Annotated in this window: 14 protein-coding genes; 6 read left to right on the top strand and 8 right to left on the bottom strand. The window is 70.4% G+C overall.

Annotated features, from left to right (window positions below; genetic code table 11):
* Positions 1-8: 8 nt before the first annotated feature.
* The 8 genes from RI211_RS15160 to RI211_RS15125 form a co-directional block, all read right to left on the bottom strand.
* Complete coding sequence (locus tag RI211_RS15160; RefSeq protein WP_315636325.1) at positions 9-818, bottom strand: amidohydrolase family protein; 810 nt, start codon at positions 816-818, stop codon at positions 9-11.
* 21 nt (positions 819-839) lie between these two features.
* Positions 840-1,784 carry an aldo/keto reductase gene (locus tag RI211_RS15155; RefSeq protein ID WP_315636323.1) on the bottom strand — a complete coding sequence of 315 codons (945 nt, stop codon included), beginning with the start codon at positions 1,782-1,784 and terminating at the stop codon, positions 840-842.
* Entirely contained in the window at positions 1,754-2,536 is a 783-nt protein-coding gene (locus RI211_RS15150) for an RraA family protein (RefSeq protein ID WP_259953317.1), read from the bottom strand. Before RI211_RS15150 ends, RI211_RS15155 begins: the two co-directional genes overlap by 31 nt.
* The gene (locus RI211_RS15145; RefSeq protein WP_315636320.1) at positions 2,533-4,449 is read right to left on the bottom strand and encodes a DUF8034 domain-containing protein; all 1,917 of its coding nucleotides are present in this window, start codon (positions 4,447-4,449) and stop codon (positions 2,533-2,535) included. Before RI211_RS15145 ends, RI211_RS15150 begins: the two co-directional genes overlap by 4 nt.
* Entirely contained in the window at positions 4,446-5,300 is an 855-nt protein-coding gene (locus RI211_RS15140; RefSeq protein WP_101848193.1) for a carbohydrate ABC transporter permease, read from the bottom strand. The genes RI211_RS15145 and RI211_RS15140 overlap by 4 nt, the downstream gene beginning before the upstream one ends.
* A complete protein-coding gene (locus tag RI211_RS15135) occupies positions 5,300-6,280 on the bottom strand; it encodes a carbohydrate ABC transporter permease (protein ID WP_315636315.1) in 981 nt (326 codons plus the stop codon). Before RI211_RS15135 ends, RI211_RS15140 begins: the two co-directional genes overlap by 1 nt.
* Before the next feature lie 96 nt (positions 6,281-6,376).
* Positions 6,377-7,645: an ABC transporter substrate-binding protein gene (locus tag RI211_RS15130; RefSeq protein ID WP_280565958.1), complete on the bottom strand. Its 1,269-nt coding sequence runs from the start codon at positions 7,643-7,645 to the stop codon at positions 6,377-6,379.
* Positions 7,646-7,776: 131 nt separating this feature from the next.
* Positions 7,777-8,313: a CGNR zinc finger domain-containing protein gene (locus RI211_RS15125; protein WP_210675806.1), complete on the bottom strand. Its 537-nt coding sequence runs from the start codon at positions 8,311-8,313 to the stop codon at positions 7,777-7,779.
* 38 nt (positions 8,314-8,351) lie between these two features.
* On the opposite strand from RI211_RS15125, the gene RI211_RS15120 reads away from it, so the two are divergent.
* From RI211_RS15120 to RI211_RS15095, 6 genes are all read left to right on the top strand, one after another.
* Complete coding sequence (locus tag RI211_RS15120; RefSeq protein WP_315636309.1) at positions 8,352-9,296, top strand: EamA family transporter; 945 nt, start codon at positions 8,352-8,354, stop codon at positions 9,294-9,296.
* A 195-nt stretch (positions 9,297-9,491) separates the two neighbouring features.
* Positions 9,492-10,157: a GntR family transcriptional regulator gene (locus RI211_RS15115; RefSeq protein WP_187662496.1), complete on the top strand. Its 666-nt coding sequence runs from the start codon at positions 9,492-9,494 to the stop codon at positions 10,155-10,157.
* Complete coding sequence (locus RI211_RS15110; protein ID WP_315636307.1) at positions 10,154-11,680, top strand: MmgE/PrpD family protein; 1,527 nt, start codon at positions 10,154-10,156, stop codon at positions 11,678-11,680. Before RI211_RS15115 ends, RI211_RS15110 begins: the two co-directional genes overlap by 4 nt.
* Before the next feature lie 118 nt (positions 11,681-11,798).
* Positions 11,799-12,701: a methylisocitrate lyase gene (gene prpB, locus RI211_RS15105; RefSeq protein ID WP_187662494.1), complete on the top strand. Its 903-nt coding sequence runs from the start codon at positions 11,799-11,801 to the stop codon at positions 12,699-12,701.
* A 2-nt stretch (positions 12,702-12,703) separates the two neighbouring features.
* Positions 12,704-13,837 carry a bifunctional 2-methylcitrate synthase/citrate synthase gene (locus RI211_RS15100; protein ID WP_315636304.1) on the top strand — a complete coding sequence of 378 codons (1,134 nt, stop codon included), beginning with the start codon at positions 12,704-12,706 and terminating at the stop codon, positions 13,835-13,837.
* Positions 13,838-14,007: 170 nt separating this feature from the next.
* Positions 14,008-15,495 carry an MFS transporter gene (locus tag RI211_RS15095; protein ID WP_315636302.1) on the top strand — a complete coding sequence of 496 codons (1,488 nt, stop codon included), beginning with the start codon at positions 14,008-14,010 and terminating at the stop codon, positions 15,493-15,495.
* The last annotated feature ends 5 nt before the right edge of the window (positions 15,496-15,500 follow it).

Here is a 15,500-nt window from a genome sequence, read left to right as displayed (position 1 = left end):
ACGGAGGGCTATGCCGTGAAGGGGTAGAGGCGGTCGGCAGTGCCGGACCAGAATGCTCGAGCCTCGGAAGGGGACAGGGGAGGAAGGGCCCGCCGGGTCGCGGCGAGCACCTCCGCGTAGGTCGTGGTCCGCGTGGACATCGGCCAGTCGCTGCCGAACAACAGCCGGTCCGCGCCGAAGAGGGTGAATGCGGAGCGCAGCAGTTCCTGCGACTCGTCCGCCCCGCGCGCCGCAAGGTCGAGCCCGGACACCTTCGCCGACACCCCGGGAGCCGACGCGGCCTCGGCGAGGGCGGAGAGCCATGCGGCATCGGCCGTCCGGGCGCCGAGGCCGAGGTGGCAGAGGACGATCGCGGTGCCGGGGTGCCGTCGGGAGAGGGCGGCCACGGCGGGAAGCTGCTCCGGGCGGATGAGCAGTTCGAGGGTGCGGGCGGTCGCGCCCAGGTGGTCGGCGAGGGCGTCGAGGCCGTCCACATCGGACAGGTCAGCGGCGAACTGCGGCACCGCGGCGCGCACGCCGACCACGGCGGGGGAGAGCGCGACCGCCGTGGCGCCGGCCGCACGTCCCGGCGCGGGCGAGTACTGCAGCACCACGCGCCGCAGGTACGGGTCCCGGGCGGCCGTCGCCGTCAGCCACTCCGCCTCGGCCACCGAGTCCGCGGCTTGCACGGCGATGGCGGAGGAGACGCCGGCGTCGGCCAGCTCCTGCGCGAGGTCTGTGGCCGCGGCGTGGCGGGGAAGGCCGAGGTCGTCGCGGAACCACGGGATCGGCACGGCATCCGCATCCCAGACGTGCACGTGGGCGTCGACGATCCGCACGTCAGCTCCTGCGCCGCGCGATCACGCGGCCTCCGCGTCGAGAGCGTCCCACAGCGCGGCGGGCAGCTCGGCGTCGAGGCCGTCCACGAACGCGTCCACCTCCGCGGGCGTCCGCGCCCCGACGACCACGGCGTCCGCGCCGTGCCGCAGCGGGAACTGCACCGCGGCGTCCGCGAGCCGCACGCCGTACGTCGCGCATACGGCCTGCAACCGCAGCGCCCGCTCCCGGAGCTCCGGTAGTGCGGGCTTGTACTCGAAGAACGGCGAGCCGACCGGGTCGACGAGGATGCCGGAGTTGAACACGGCGGCCGCGAGCACCCCGATGCCGCGGGCCGCCGCGGTCGGCAGCAGCCGGTCCAGGGCGGTGCGGTCGAGCAGAGTGAGTCGTCCGGCCTCCATCACCACGTCGAGCGGCGCCTCGGCGACGTAGCGCTCCAGGGGGTCGAGCCGCCCGAGGCCCACACTGATCGCGCGCACCACCCCTTCGTCGCGCAGCTCGACGAGCGCCGGGAGTGCTGTCGCGAACGCCGCCTCCACGTCCAGGGGGTCGTGCAGGTGCAGCACGTCCACGCGATCGACGCCCAGCCGGGCGAGGCTGCCGTCGAGGCTCCTCCGCACGCCGTCCCTGCTGAGATCGACGACCGAGTCGTGCCCGCTCGCGGCTCCCGAGACCGGCCGGCCGTCCGCATCGACGAGCACCCGGCCGACCTTCGTCGCGATCACGTAGTCGTCGCGCGGGACGCCGCGGAGGGCGAGGCCGAGCTTCCGCTCGCTCTCACCCGACCCGTACAGGGGCGCGGTGTCGAAGAACCGCACGTCCCGAGCGAGCGCCGCATGCACGGTGGCCACCGCGTCGGCGTCCGCCACGGGGGCGAAGAGGTTGCCGATCGGCGCGCAACCGAGTCCGACGTCGTCGCGCGCGGCGACGTCGGGGTTCAGCGGACGGAGCTCTGGACGGAACGCCATGCCTCGTACTCCTCGCGACTGTCGGGGGTCAACGGGTAGTAGTCGCTCAGGCGCGCGCCCTCGTCGAGGCGGCGGCGGCTGAACACCTCCCACTCCTCATGATCGCGCGCGTCGTCCACGACCTGCGGGGCCATCGCCTGCGGCACCACGACGGGGCCGTCGTCGTCGGCGACCACGAGGTCGCCCGGCATGCACAGCGCACCGCCCACCGCGACCGGCACGTCGTACGCCCACGGCACGAGCTCCGACTGCGAGGCGTAGTGCGGGGTCGTGCCCGTCGACCACACCGGGATGCCGAGCTCGCGGATGCGGCCGGCGTCGCGGATGCGGCCGTCCACGACGATCCCCGCCCCGCCCTTGCGTGCGAAGTAACGCGCCAGGATGTCGCCGATGCACCCGGAGAAGCGGCTGCCGTAGGCCTGGATCACCAGCACGTCGCCGGGCTGCACGGCCTCGAGCACGTGCCACAGGGCGGTGTGCCGCTCGGCGTACTCCTGACCGTCGCCGGAGGCCATGTCCTCGCGCTGCGGCATGAACTGCAGCGTCAGCGCCGAGCCGACCACGCGCTGACCGAGACTCAGCGGCTCCGGCCCGTCGATGTAGCTGCGGCGGATCCCGAGCCCGTGCAGCTTGGCGCACGCGGTGGCGGAGGAGATCGCGTCGAAGGAGTCGACCACCTCGCGCGAGGGCCGCTCGTAGGCCCCACCCCGCACGGGAAGGGCGAAGTCGGGTCGGATCAGATCGGCGCTCATGCGTCTCCTTCAGGGAACAGGTGGCGCGGCGAGCCGGTCGCACGCGCGATGGTCAGGTCGAGGTCGGCGGTGTGCGCCGGGGGCAGGGTCACCACGAGGTCGTCGTCGACATCGAGGGTCGTCGTGACGAGCGGGGCGTCCGGGGCCGTGTAGGTGCCCGAGGCGCCGGGCCAGAAGCCGGGCTCTTCGCCGATGGCCGTGACGCGGACGATCCGGTCGAGCCCGAAGCGCCCGCCGCGCAGCCGCACGGTGCGGGTGTGCACGGCGGAGGTGTTCACGAGCTGCACGCCGATGCCGTGGTCGTCGAGGCGGTGCACGAGCGCGGCGACGTCCTCCGGGAGCCCGGGTCGCGCGCGGTCCACATCCTCGTAGCGCAGAGCCGTGAAACCGAGTCCGCCGTTGTAGAGCACCTGTGGAGCCCCGCCGACGAGCTGGGTCAGCACCTCGGTCACGACGGGGTTCACGCGCTGCCAGAAGTGCAGGTGCGCGGCGTCGGGGTCGCGGTCGTCGGCGAGCATCATCGCGGCACGGCGCGCCACCTGGCCGAGCGCCATCTCCAATGCCCGCACCGGGTAGTCCGGAAGGTCGCCGGAGAGATACGCGAACCAGCCGGCCTCGTGGCCCGCCTCCTCCTTGTCGCGGAACGGCGCGACGAGGTCGGTGGAGTCGGGGAGACCGGCGATCGCCGTCTCCAGCCGCTCCCGGTCAGACGCCCGTCGCGACCACCACCAGAGCCACAGAGGGAGGTCGAGTTGCAGCGGACCGTAGTCGAACCAGCCGTCCGCGCCGTGACGGTAGGGGACGAGCAGTCCCGGCTCGGTGGCGGCGGCACCGAGCCGGGCCATCCATCCGCCGCGCAGGCTGTAGGTGGACTCGGCGACGCTGCCCGTGCGCGCCTCGGCGAGCACGGTGTCGAGCATCGTGCGCACGAGGTCGAGGGCGGCGTCGTCGCCTGTGACGAGCGCGTGGTTGAGGGCACCGATCAGGGCGCTCATGCCGACCGAGTGCAGCCCGTGCGGCCAGGCCCAGCCGTAGTGCCCGCCCCACCAGCGGCCGTCGTGGAGGGAGCCGACGGTGCCGTCCGGGCCGACGTTGTCGGGGAGCAGCCCGCCGTCCGCCCGCGCGCGCCAGCCGTCGACGTACCGGCGGATCCACGCGGCCGCCTCCTCGTGGCCGTCGTAGAGCCAGCGGTTCGCGGCGAGGGAGGTCGCGGCGAGGTTCACGGCGATGTCACCGGCCGCGCGGCGCTGCATCTCCTCCGCCATGCGCTGGGCGTGCGCGGGATCGGCGAGGTCTTCCCACGAGGCGATCCCGTCCACACCGTGCAGCGGCAGGCCGTAGGGGCGCATCTCGTCCCGGTCGGCCGTGTACGGCACGATCTTCTCGTCGAGCCCCTCGCGGGCCCCGAGGGCACCATTGTGCGGTGAGCGGATCATGTTGCGCTCGGCGTCGTAGTTGCCCTTCGCGGGGTCGGTGAAGAGGGCCGCGAACCGGGCGGCGCGCGCGGCGAACGCGGTGTCGGCCGGGTCGGCGGCGCAGATGCCGGCGAGGAAGAGCAGCGACTCGCCCTGGTGGAACCAGTCGTAGCCGTTGTCGTACTCCTCGGCGAGCATGCCCACCTCGGCCAGCTGCACGGTCACGCCCTCCCAGTGCCGCTTGGCGTCGGCGAGGACCTCGTCGGGGCCGCCGAGCAGGTAGAACGCGGGCCAGTTGAAGAACGGCTCGTACAGGTCGTCCACGCCGTCGCGGTCGATGAACTCGGCGACGCCGCGGAGTCGGCCGTCCGGCAGCGTGTAGCGGTCGCGGAAGAGGCGGCGGGCCTCCTCGACCTCGGCGAAGAGCCGGCGCTGCAGCACGGCCCATGCCGGGATCGTGCGCAACGGACGGGTGAGCGGGGTCTCCGGCACGGTCATCCCTTCGTCGCTCCGGCGACCAGGCCGCCGATGATGTGGCGCTGCATCACGATGAAGAACACCATCGCGGGCAGCACGGCCAGCAGGAGGGTCGGGAACACCTGCGTGTAGTCGGTGGAGAACTGTCCGACCGCCGCATACACCCCGGTGGTCACGGTGTAGATCCCGGAGCTCGGCCCGAGGATGATCTGCGGACTCACGAAGTCGTTCCACACCCCGATCGAGTTGAGCACCACGACCGTCGCGACCACGGGCTTCATGATCGGGAAGATGCACGCCCAGAATGCGCGGATGGGACCGGCGCCGTCCAGGGACGCCGCCTCGTCGATGTCGCGGGGCACGCTACGGAGGTAGGCGGTGAACAGGAAGATCGTCACCGGCAGGGTCGCCGCGGTCTCGAAGAGGATGAACCCGGGGATCGTGTTGATGAGCCCGAGCACCCGCAGCACGAAGACCACAGGGATCAGCGTCACCTGGCCCGGGATGAAGAGCCCGGAGACGAAGAGCAGCAGGAGTCCCAGGTGCCACTTCGACCGTCCGCGCGCGATCACGTAGGCGACGGGCGCGGCGAGGGCGATGCAGCACAGATTCACCAGCACCACGAACAGCAGCGTGATGCCGTACGCGGCGATCACGTTGAACTTGCTGCTCGTGATCGCGGCCCACAGGTAGTCGAACGTGAACATCTGCGGAGTGATCAGCAGGGGGTTCTCGATGATGTCGGCCTGCGGTTTGAAGGCGTTGATCAGCATCGTGTACATCGGGATCAGCATCGTGATCGCGACGACGCCGAGGACGATCCACCGGATCGCGCTGACGGCGAGGGCCGGGCGGTTGCGGGTCTGCTTCATCAGTCGGTCGCCTTCTGCTCGGCGCGGCGTCGCACCAGGGTGACGGCGAGGCCGACGACCGCGGTGACGATGAGGAGGATCATGGACTGCGCGGCGCCGAAGCCGAGGGCCGAGTTCGCGAAGGAGTCCTTGAGGATCTGGTAGACGATGGTCTGCGTCGAGCCGGCAGGCCCGCCGTCGGTGAGCGACAGCACCACGTCATACGCCTTGAGGAGCCCGACGAGCGTGAGCACGAGGTTCACGGTGAAGACGGGGGCGATGAGCGGCAGCGTGATGGAGCGGAACTGCTGCCACCGCGAGGCGCCGTCCACCGTCGCCGCCTCGTAGTACTCCGCCGGGACCGACTTGATGCCGGCGAGGAACAGGATCATGTTGAAGCCGAAGTGCGACCACACGATCGTGAAGATCACGCTCGCCTTGGCGAAGGTGGGATCGGTGAGGAACGGCATCGCGGGAAGGCCGAGGGTGCCGAGCAGGCCGTTGACCGCGCCGGTGGGGGAGAGCATCGCCGACCACAGGAAGCCGATGATGAGGGCGCTGATCACGTACGGGTAGAAGAAGATCGTCCGCAGGATCGTGTTCGAGCGGCCGGGGCCGGCGATGAGGGTGGCGATCGCGAGGCCGATGGCGTTGCAGAGGATCGTGCCCACCACGGCGATGATCCCCGTGAAGATCGCGGCCTGCGTCGAGCGCGGGCTGCGGAACGCCTTGATGTAGTTGTCCCAGCCGACGAAGGTGAAGTTGAGGCTGTACCCGTTCCAGTCGGTGAAGCTGAGCACCGCCGCGAGGATCATCGGTATGACGAACATCGCCAGGAACACGGCGACCGCCGGGCCTCCCATGAGGATGCCGGGGATCCGGTTCCGCCACTGCTGCAGCGCGGTGCGGCGGCGCGGGGCGGGTGAGGTCATCGGCGTCGATGGTCCTGTCGGGGCGGTGGCCGCGGCCGGAGGCGGCGCGGTCGTGGTGGGCGGAGTCATGGCGGCACTCTCGTTCTCGGTGGCGCGTAAGCGGGGAGGGCGCTGGAGCAGCGCCGGGGAGGAGCCGGGGACGATGTGTCCCCGGCTCCTCGAGGGTCAGCCGGCGTTCGCGGCGAACCAGTCGTCCATGGCCTGCAGCACCTGGTCGGCGGGCGCGCCGCCGAGGAGGGCCTGGGTCTGGGTGTTGATCTCGCCCGCGTAACCGTCGGGGAGGGTGCGCTCGCCGTAGCCACCGCCGGTGGGCGTGTAGGCCTCGGCGGGGGTGTCGGCGACGATCTGCAGCAGCTCCTCGCCGAGCGGCGTCATGTCGTACTCGTAGCCGTCGCGGAAGTTGCCGTCGACAGCGAGCTGGTCGCTCACCGCGGTCTGGTCGGTGGTGAGGAACTCGATGAGCTTCGCCGCGGCATCCTGGTTCTTGCTCGCCTTGAGGATCGAGTAGGGGCTGGCGATGTTGGCGCCCATCGCGGGCTGCTCGTCGGCGCTCATCGCGGGGGCGCGGAAGACGCCGATGTCGGCCGAGTCCGTCGCCTTCGCCTGGGTGCCGGCGAACCAGCTGCCCATCGAGTACACCGCGGTCTTGCCGGAGAGGAAGGCCTGCTCGGCATCCGGGTACTTGATGCCCAGGGCGTCGCCGGGGATGTACCCCTCGGACACCCAGTCCGCGTAGGTCTCGACCGCGTCGCCGTAGGTCTCGCTGAACGTGACGTCGCCCGCCGAGATGTCCTGGAACCACTCCGGGTCGTCGGCGATGATGGTCGGCAGTCCGAGCGCCTGCAGCGTGTGGCTGGTCATCCAGTCGCCGCCGGTCTGGACGGGGGTCCACCCTGCGTCCTTGAGCTTCCCGAGGGCGTCCGTGAGCTCGTCGACGGTCGTCGGCAGCTCCGTGATCCCGGCCTCCTCGAAGGCGGTCTTGTTGTAGAAGAAGAGGCTCTGCAGCTGCACGCCGATGCCGGCCATGTAGTTCTTGCCGTCGATCGAGTACTGGTCGGCGAGCGGACCGGACGACGCCCATTCGTACTGCGAGAGGTCGACGAGCTCGGGAGCGAGCTTGGTCGTCGGGGCGATGGACTGCACGACGTCGGGAGCGTCACCGGCGGCCAGCAGACGCGGCACGGCGGCTTCGACCCCCTCGGCACCCGGGTTCTGGATGACGACGTCGATGTTCGGGTTGGCGTCCTCGAACGGGGCGACGAGGTCGTTCCAGAACTCCTCGGTCAGGTTCGGGGTGACGTTCACGAGCATGCGGACGGTGACGTCGCCGCCGGCATCGCCGCCGTCGTCACCGGGGGTGGTCGAGCAGCCGGCGATGGCGAGGGCGGATACCGCCGCGATGCCGGCGAGGGGGAGGACTCGGGCCTTGATCATCGTTGATCCTTTCCTGATGCATGAGGGAGGGCCGCTCGCGACATTACACTAATCGATAATCGTTTGTGAAGGGCGGGCAGCATCAGATCCCGCTCGGAGAGGGCGGCCTCCGTGCGTGGCGGGCGACGGGGTCAGCCGGCGGCGCGCCGGGCGCGATAGGCCGCCACGGCGTTGCGGTTGGCGCAGCTCGTGGAGCAGTACCGTTTGGAGCGGTTGCGGGAGAGGTCGAGCGCGATCGCCTGGCAGGTCTCGTCCGCGCAGACGGTGAGCCGCGATCCCTCGTCCGTGCGGATGACGTCGATCAGGGCCATCGCCGTCTCCACGAGCACACGTTCCGCGAGCGGACGCTCGTCGGCCAGGCCGTGCAGGTGCCAGTCCAGCTCGTCGTGACGGACGAGCCGCGGGGTCAGACGCACCTCCGCGAGAGCGGCGTTCACGTGCGCGGCCATCTCGTCGCGCGGAGCCAGCAGCATGGCACGGAGCCGCGGGCGCAGAGCGCGGAGGTCGTCGAGCTCCACCGCGTCCCTGTCGACCCGTCCCGTGTACGGGAACACCTGGAGGAAGGTCTTCTCGTCGTCGATATCCACGAGGGTGTCCGGCTCTTCCGCCGAATTCGCGAGCCAGACCGCCGCTCGGAGTGCGTCCTCGGTGTCATCGGTGAAGACCATGTTGACAGCTTACTCCCGTCGGCGTAGCGTCATCTCCCATGAGCGCTGTGGCTGATGACGCCGTCCGGACCCGGGCCGGCGTGCGGCTCGGGCTCCCGCTCGCGATCGCCGCCGCTTTCGCGTTCGGGTCCTCCGGGGCCTGGGCGCGCGGACTCATCGATGCGGGGTGGACGCCGGGTGCCGCCGTCACCGTGCGGGTGTGGGTCGCGGCGCTCGTGCTGCTCGTCCCCACTCTTCTCGCGCTGCGGGGACGGTGGCGTGCGCTCCGGCAGAACGCGGGGATGGTCGCCGCCTATGGCCTGCTCGCCGTCGCAGCCACCCAGCTCTGCTACTTCCAGGCTGTCGCGGTGATGGACGTCGGGATCGCTCTGCTCATCGAGTACACCGCCCCGGTCGCGGTGCTCGTCTGGCTCTGGCTGCGTCGGGGAGAGCGTCCCACGCGGCCCAGCGTCCTCGGTGCCGGCATCGCCTTCGTCGGGCTCGTCCTCATGCTCGACATCGTCACCGGCGCGCAGGTGAATGTCGTCGGTGTCCTCTGGGCGCTCGGTGCGATGGTGGGGGCCGCGAGCTACTTCGTGCTGTCCGCCCGGGCCGACACCGGCATACCGCCGATCGCGCTCGCGGGGAGCGGGTTGCTGCTCGGCGCCGTCGGCCTGAGTCTCGCCGCGCTCGTCGGGGTGCTGCCCTTCGCGTGGACGACCTCCGACGTCGACTACCGCTTCGGCGCGGTGCCGTGGTTCGTGCCGGTCCTCGCGATCGGCGTGATCGCGACGGCCCTCGCGTACGTGCTCGGCATCGTCTCGACACGGATGCTCGGCTCGCGGCTCGCCTCGTTCGTCGCGCTCGCCGAGGTCGTGGCCGCCCTCCTCTTCGGCTGGCTCCTGCTCGGCCAGCTCCCCGGTCCGCTGCAGGCCGTCGGTGGCGTGCTCGTGCTCGCCGGTGTGGTCGTGGTGAAGCTTGGCGAGCCCCGCCCCGCCTCCTGAGCGGCGTCCCGCGGGCACGACTTCGGACTCCAGGGCCGGCACGCCGCCCCGCGGCCCCGCCGTGCGGCGTGTCCCCGGCGATCTCCGAAGCTGTGCCCGGATGGGGGAACGGCTGAGCGGAGACTATGTATACGAATGCACCGCCTGAATAAGACGGGTGGCCTGCTGGGGACCACTTATGTATACACTGGCGATATGGTCCTCCCGGTCGAGCGCACGTCCATGGGTGATCGCGCCTATGCGGCGCTCCTGGACGGCATCCAGTCCGGGGAGCTGCCGGCCGGTTTCGTGCTCGGCGAGGTGGAGCAGGCCGAGCGCCTCGGCGTGAGCCGGACGCCGCTGCGGGAGGCGCTGCGTCGTCTGGCCGCCGACGGTCTGGTCGTGCAGCAGTCGCCCCGCGTCACCGTGGTCGCCGACCTCGACGCCGACGACATCCGGTCCCTGTTCGAGATCCGCCGCGCGCTGGAGGAGACCTCCGCCCGCCTCGCGGCCGTCCGGGGCGACGCCGACCGGTTCGCCGCGCTCGCCGCGGAGTTCGCGCACGTGGATCTCACCAGGGCGGAGGGCCGCGACGCCTACTACGCGCTGATCGCGCGGTTCGATGCGGCCCTCGACGACGCCGTCGCCAACGACTACATCGCCGCGGCGCTGCGCACCGTCCGCACCCACCTCGTGCGCGTGCGGCGCATGGCCCGTGACAAGCCCGCGCGGCTCGCCGCCTCCGCGGCCGAGCACCGCACGATCGCCGAGGCGCTCGCCGCCCGCGACGGCGACCTCGCCGCCCATGCCACGCATGTGCACCTGCACAACGCGCTCACCGGCATCCTCGACTCCCTCCCCGACAGCGAAGGACACTCATGACCGTCACCCACCACGTCCGCGTGCACGCCAGCTCCGAGAACCTCGTCCGTGAGGACCAGCTCGCCTGGAAGATCGCCGAGGTCGCGGTCGACCAGGTCGAGGTCGAGCAGCCCGTCGTCGACATGATCATCAACCGCATCATCGACAACGCGTCCGTCGCCGCGGCCTCCCTCACCCGTGCGCCGATCGTCGCAGCCCGCGCGCAGGCGTTCAGCCACCCCGTGTCCACCGGTGGTGCCGGCGCCAACCTCTTCGGAACACCGCTCGACCGCCGCACCAGCCCGGAGTGGGCGGCCTGGGCGAACGGCGTGGCCGTGCGCGAGCTCGACTACCACGACACGTTCCTCGCCGCCGAGTACTCGCACCCGGGCGACAACATCCCGCCGATCCTCGCGGTCGCGCAGCACACCGGCAAGGACGGCAGCGCGCTCGTGCGCGGCATCGCCACCGGCTACGAGATCCAGATGGACCTGGTGCGCGCGATCTGCCTGCACAAGCACAAGATCGACCACGTCGCGCACCTCGGCCCGTCCGCCGCCGCCGGCATCGGCACCCTCCTCGGCCTCGACGTCGACACGATCTACCAGGCGGTCGGCCAGGCGCTGCACACCACGACCGCCACCCGGCAGAGCCGCAAGGGCGAGATCTCCACGTGGAAGGCGCACGCCCCGGCCTTCGCCGGCAAGATGGCCGTCGAGGCGGTCGACCGGGCGATGCGCGGACAGACGAGCCCCGCGCCGATCTACGAAGGGGAGGACGGCGTGATCGCCTGGATGCTTGACGGCAAGGACGCCGCCTATGAGGTGCCGCTGCCCGCTGCGGGCGAGCCCAAGCGCGCGATCCTCGACTCCTACACGAAGGAGCACTCCGCGGAGTACCAGGCGCAGGCGTGGATCGACCTCGCCCGCAAGCTCGGCACGGCGAACCCGGCCCTCCGTGACCCCGCGAACATCGCCTCGATCGTGCTGCACACCAGCCACCACACGCACTACGTGATCGGCTCGGGTGCGAACGACCCGCAGAAGTACGACCCGACGGCGTCCCGCGAGACGCTCGACCACTCGATCCCGTATATCTTCGCGGTGGCGCTGCAGGACGGCGGCTGGCACCACGTCGACTCCTACACGCCGGAGCGCGCAGGCCGCCCCGACACCGTCGCCCTGTGGCACAAGATCACCACGGCCGAGGACGCGGAGTGGACGCGCCGCTACCACTCGGAGGACCCGGACGAGAAGGCTTTCGGCGGCCGCGTCGAGATCCGCCTCACCGACGGTTCGACCGTGGTGGACGAGATCGCCGTCGCCGACGCCCACCCGCTCGGTGCCCGACCGTTCGCACGGGAGAACTACATCGCCAAGTTCCGCCTGCTCGCGGAGCCCGTGCTCGAGGCCGCTGAGATCGAGCGGTTCCTGGAGCTCGTGCAGCGCCTGCCCGAGCTCACGGCCGCCGAGGTCGCCGAGCTCTCGATCGTCGCGAAGCCGGGTCTGCTCGACGACGCCGCGGCGCCCGCCGGTCTGTTCTGATGCCCACGCCGTTCATAACTCAGGAGAATCGGCGCGGAACGCGTCGGCTGACCGCCTACACGGCTCTTTCCCCCGCCGGTCTCCTGAGTTGTGAACACCGATCGAAGGGGAGCAACTGATGCTGTACTCCACCACGACGCCGGCCGAGAAGCGGCGCCTGTTCCGGGAACGGCTCGCCTCCGGGGAGCTGCTCCGCTTCCCCGGCGCGTTCAACCCGCTGAGCGCCCGACTGATCGAGCAGAAGGGGTTCGAGGGTGTCTACATCTCGGGCGCCGTGCTCTCCGCCGACCTCGGCCTGCCCGACATCGGCCTCACCACGCTCACCGAGGTCGCCGGGCGGGCGAAGCAGATCGCCCGGATGACCGACCTCCCCGCGATCGTCGACGCCGACACCGGCTTCGGCGAGCCGATGAACGTCGCCCGCACGATCCAGGAGCTCGAGGACGCCGGCCTCGCGGGAACGCACATCGAGGACCAGGTCAACCCCAAGCGCTGCGGCCACCTCGACGGCAAGGCCGTGGTCGACGAGGACACCGCGATCAAGCGCATCCGCGCAGCCGCCGACGCCCGCCGTGACGAGAACTTCCTGATCATGGCGCGCACCGACATCCGGGCGATCGAGGGGCTGGACGCGGCGATCGACCGGGCCCAGGCGCTCGTCGACGCGGGAGCCGATGCGATCTTCCCCGAGGCGATGCGCACGATCGGCGAGTTCGAGGCCATGGCCGCGGCGCTGGACGTGCCGATCCTCGCGAACATGACCGAGTTCGGCAAGAGCGAGCTGTTCTCCGTCGACAGTCTCCGCGATGCCGGGGTGCGCATGGTCATCTGGCCGGTGTCGCTGCTGCGCATCTCGATGGGGGCCGCGGGCCGCGCACTGGATACGCTGAACGACGAGGGGCACCTGACCTCGAAGCTCGGCGAGATGCAGCACCGCGCCGACCTCTACGAGCTGATCGACTACGAGTCGTACAACCGTTTCGACTCCGGCGTCTTCAACTTCACCGTTACGAAGGAGTGACCATGACCGAGCCGGACATCAAGAAGGGCCTCGCGGGCGTCGTCGTCGACACGACCGCGATCTCGAAGGTCAACCCCGAGACGAACAGCCTGCTCTACCGCGGCTATCCCGTGCAGGAGCTCGCCGACACGCAGTCCTTCGAGGCGGTGGCGTACCTGCTGTGGAACGGCGAGCTGCCGACGGGCGACGAGCTGGCCGCGTTCCGGCTGGAGGAGCGCAAGCACCGCGCCCTGGCCGACAACGTCAAGGCAGCGATCGATCTCGTGCCGCTCGAGGCGCATCCGATGGACGAGGTGCGCACCGCGGTCAGCCTGATCGGCGCATCGGACCCCGAGGCCGGCGGCTCGGTGCTCGACGCCGGTGGCAGCCCGGAGCAGAACCTGGCGCGCAGCATCCGCCTGTTCGCGGCGCTGCCGGCCATCGTCGCCTACGGTCAGCGTCGCCGTCGTGGCCAGGAGCTCATCCCTCCGCGCGACGACCTCGACTACTCGGCGAACTTCCTCTGGATGACGTTCGGTGAGGAGGCCGACCCGGTCGTGGTCGACGCCTTCAACCGGTCGATGATCCTCTACGCCGAGCACTCCTTCAACGCCTCGACCTTCACGGCCCGGGTCATCACCTCGACCCTCAGTGACATCTACTCGGCTGTGGTCGGGGCCATCGGTGCGCTCAAGGGCCCGCTGCACGGCGGGGCGAACGAGGCCGTGCTGCACATCTTCAAGGAGATCGGATCGGCGGATGCCGTCGAGGCCTGGCTCGACAAGGCTCTCGCGGAGAAGCGCAAGATCATGGGCTTCGGACACCGCGTCTACAAGAACGGCGACTCACGGGTGCCGACCATGAAAGCCGCGCTCGACACCCTCGTCGCGCACTACGGCCGGGAGGACGTCGCCGAGCTGTACGACGCGCTGGAGTCGCAGTTCGTCGAGCGCAAGGGCATCCACCCGAACCTCGACTACCCGTCCGGTCCCGCGTACAGCCTCATCGGCTTCGACACGCTCACCTTCACGCCGCTGTTCGTCGCGGCGCGGGTGACGGGATGGACGGCCCACGTCATCGAGCAGGCCGGCGCGAACGCCCTGATCCGTCCGCTGTCCCACTACGACGGCCCCGACGAGCGGCACGTGGCCGGCTGACCTCTCCGTTCGAATCGCCTGAATGGCTCCATCTCACCGCGGGATGGAGCCATTCGCGCGATTCGGAGCAGTAGCGTGCCGACGGCCCCCGGGTCAAGCGGATGCGGCGGATTTCCGGGAGGAGTAAACCGGATCCGGGACGAAAGCATGTCCCGCGAGAAGGAGGCCCCATGTCCGCGTCCGACGTCACCGTCAAGGAGGTCCGGTCGCTCGTCCCCGCGCGCATGGACCGGCTCCCCTGGTCGCGCTTCCACTGGATGATCGTCGTCGGACTCGGGTTCTCCTGGATCCTCGACGGCCTCGAGGTGCAGATCGTCGCGGCCAACGGCTACGCGCAGACGCTGGGGATGGGCCCGGCCGAGGTCGGGCTCGCCGGCACCTGCTACCTGCTCGGCCAGGTGTTCGGCGCCCTCGTGTTCGGCCGCCTCGCCGACCGCCTCGGCCGCAAGAACCTCTTCCTGCTCTCGCTCGGGGTGTACCTCGTCGGGTCGGCCGTCGCCGGTCTCGCGTTCGCCCCCTGGTTCTTCTACATCTGGCGCTTCGTCGCCGGGGCGGGCATCGGCGGCGAGTACGCGGCCATCAACTCGGCCATCGACGAGATCATCCCCGCGAAGTACCGCGGCCGCGTCGACATCGCCATCAACGGCACCTACTGGGGCGGTGCGGCGCTCGGCGCCGTGGCCAACATGTTCTTCCTCAACACCGACCTCCTCCCCGCCGACATCGGCTGGCGGCTGAGCTTCTTCGTCGGTCCGATCCTCGGGATCCTCATCATCTGGCTGCGGCGGCACATCCCGGAGAGCCCCCGCTGGCAGATGACGCACGGCCGCGAGGAGGAGGCCGAGCGCAACGTCGACGAGATCGAGGAGCGCATCCGCAAGGAGGGCAAGTCGATCGAGCCCGTGGACGAGAGCAAGGCCATCACGGTCAAGGAGTACGGCAGCGTCCCGCTCCTCGTGATCGCGAAGGTGCTGTTCAAGAAGTACCCGCGGCGCACCCTCGTCGGCATCACGATGATGGTGACGCAGTCCTTCCTCTACAACGCGATCTTCTTCACCTACGCGCTCGTGCTGGAGAACTTCTACGACACCCCGCCGGCGTCCGCATCGCAGTACTTCATCGTCTTCGCGGTCGGCAACCTCGCGGGCGCCCTCATCCTCGGCCACTTCTTCGACACGTGGGGTCGTCGGCGGATGCTGTTCGGCACCTATGTGCTCGCGGGGCTGATCCTGCTCGTCAGCGCCTTCCTCTTCAACGCGGGTGTGCTGAACGCGGGCACGCACACGGCGTTCTGGTGCGCGTCGTTCTTCTTCGCCTCGGCCGGTGCGTCCGCCGCGTACTTGACCGTGAGCGAGATCTTCCCGCTCGAGCTGCGCAGCCAGGTGATCTCCTACGTGTTCTCCATCGGGCAGCTCGTCGGCGCGGTCGCTCCGGTGCTCTACGGCGCGCTGATCGGTGCGAGCGCGGAGTCGGGCGACCGCGGTCCGCTGTTCTGGGGGTACGTGCTCGGTGCCGCGATCATGATGTTCGGCGGGGTCGTGTGCGGTGTCTTCGGCGTCAGTGCGGCCGGGAAGTCGCTGGAGGACATCGCCGATCCGCTCTCGCTCGTGGAACCGGCGAAGAAGGGCGTCACCCCGGGGCCGGAGTCCGGCTCCTGAGGGAC

Origin of the sequence: Microbacterium meiriae (assembly GCF_032364335.1) — a bacterium.
Lineage (GTDB): Bacteria > Actinomycetota > Actinomycetes > Actinomycetales > Microbacteriaceae > Microbacterium > Microbacterium meiriae.
The sequence above is the reverse complement of the archived record's forward strand: the minus strand, read 5'-3'. Positions and strand labels throughout refer to the sequence as shown.

Bases quoted from the DNA above. Each gene is read 5' to 3' on its own strand.
- RI211_RS15145 (WP_315636320.1), bottom strand. From the start codon at position 4,449: ATGACCGTGCCGGAGACCCCGCTCACCCGTCCGTTGCGCACGATCCCG.
- RI211_RS15140 (WP_101848193.1), bottom strand. From the start codon at position 5,300: ATGAAGCAGACCCGCAACCGCCCGGCCCTCGCCGTCAGCGCGATCCGG.
- RI211_RS15095 (WP_315636302.1), top strand. From the start codon at position 14,008: ATGTCCGCGTCCGACGTCACCGTCAAGGAGGTCCGGTCGCTCGTCCCC.
- RI211_RS15100 (WP_315636304.1), top strand. From the start codon at position 12,704: ATGACCGAGCCGGACATCAAGAAGGGCCTCGCGGGCGTCGTCGTCGAC.
- RI211_RS15115 (WP_187662496.1), top strand. From the start codon at position 9,492: ATGGTCCTCCCGGTCGAGCGCACGTCCATGGGTGATCGCGCCTATGCG.
- RI211_RS15135 (WP_315636315.1), bottom strand. From the start codon at position 6,280: ATGACTCCGCCCACCACGACCGCGCCGCCTCCGGCCGCGGCCACCGCC.
- RI211_RS15125 (WP_210675806.1), bottom strand. From the start codon at position 8,313: ATGGTCTTCACCGATGACACCGAGGACGCACTCCGAGCGGCGGTCTGG.
- RI211_RS15155 (WP_315636323.1), bottom strand. From the start codon at position 1,784: ATGGCGTTCCGTCCAGAGCTCCGTCCGCTGAACCCCGACGTCGCCGCG.
- RI211_RS15120 (WP_315636309.1), top strand. From the start codon at position 8,352: ATGAGCGCTGTGGCTGATGACGCCGTCCGGACCCGGGCCGGCGTGCGG.
- RI211_RS15150 (WP_259953317.1), bottom strand. From the start codon at position 2,536: ATGAGCGCCGATCTGATCCGACCCGACTTCGCCCTTCCCGTGCGGGGT.
- RI211_RS15130 (WP_280565958.1), bottom strand. From the start codon at position 7,645: ATGATCAAGGCCCGAGTCCTCCCCCTCGCCGGCATCGCGGCGGTATCC.
- RI211_RS15110 (WP_315636307.1), top strand. From the start codon at position 10,154: ATGACCGTCACCCACCACGTCCGCGTGCACGCCAGCTCCGAGAACCTC.
- prpB (WP_187662494.1), top strand. From the start codon at position 11,799: ATGCTGTACTCCACCACGACGCCGGCCGAGAAGCGGCGCCTGTTCCGG.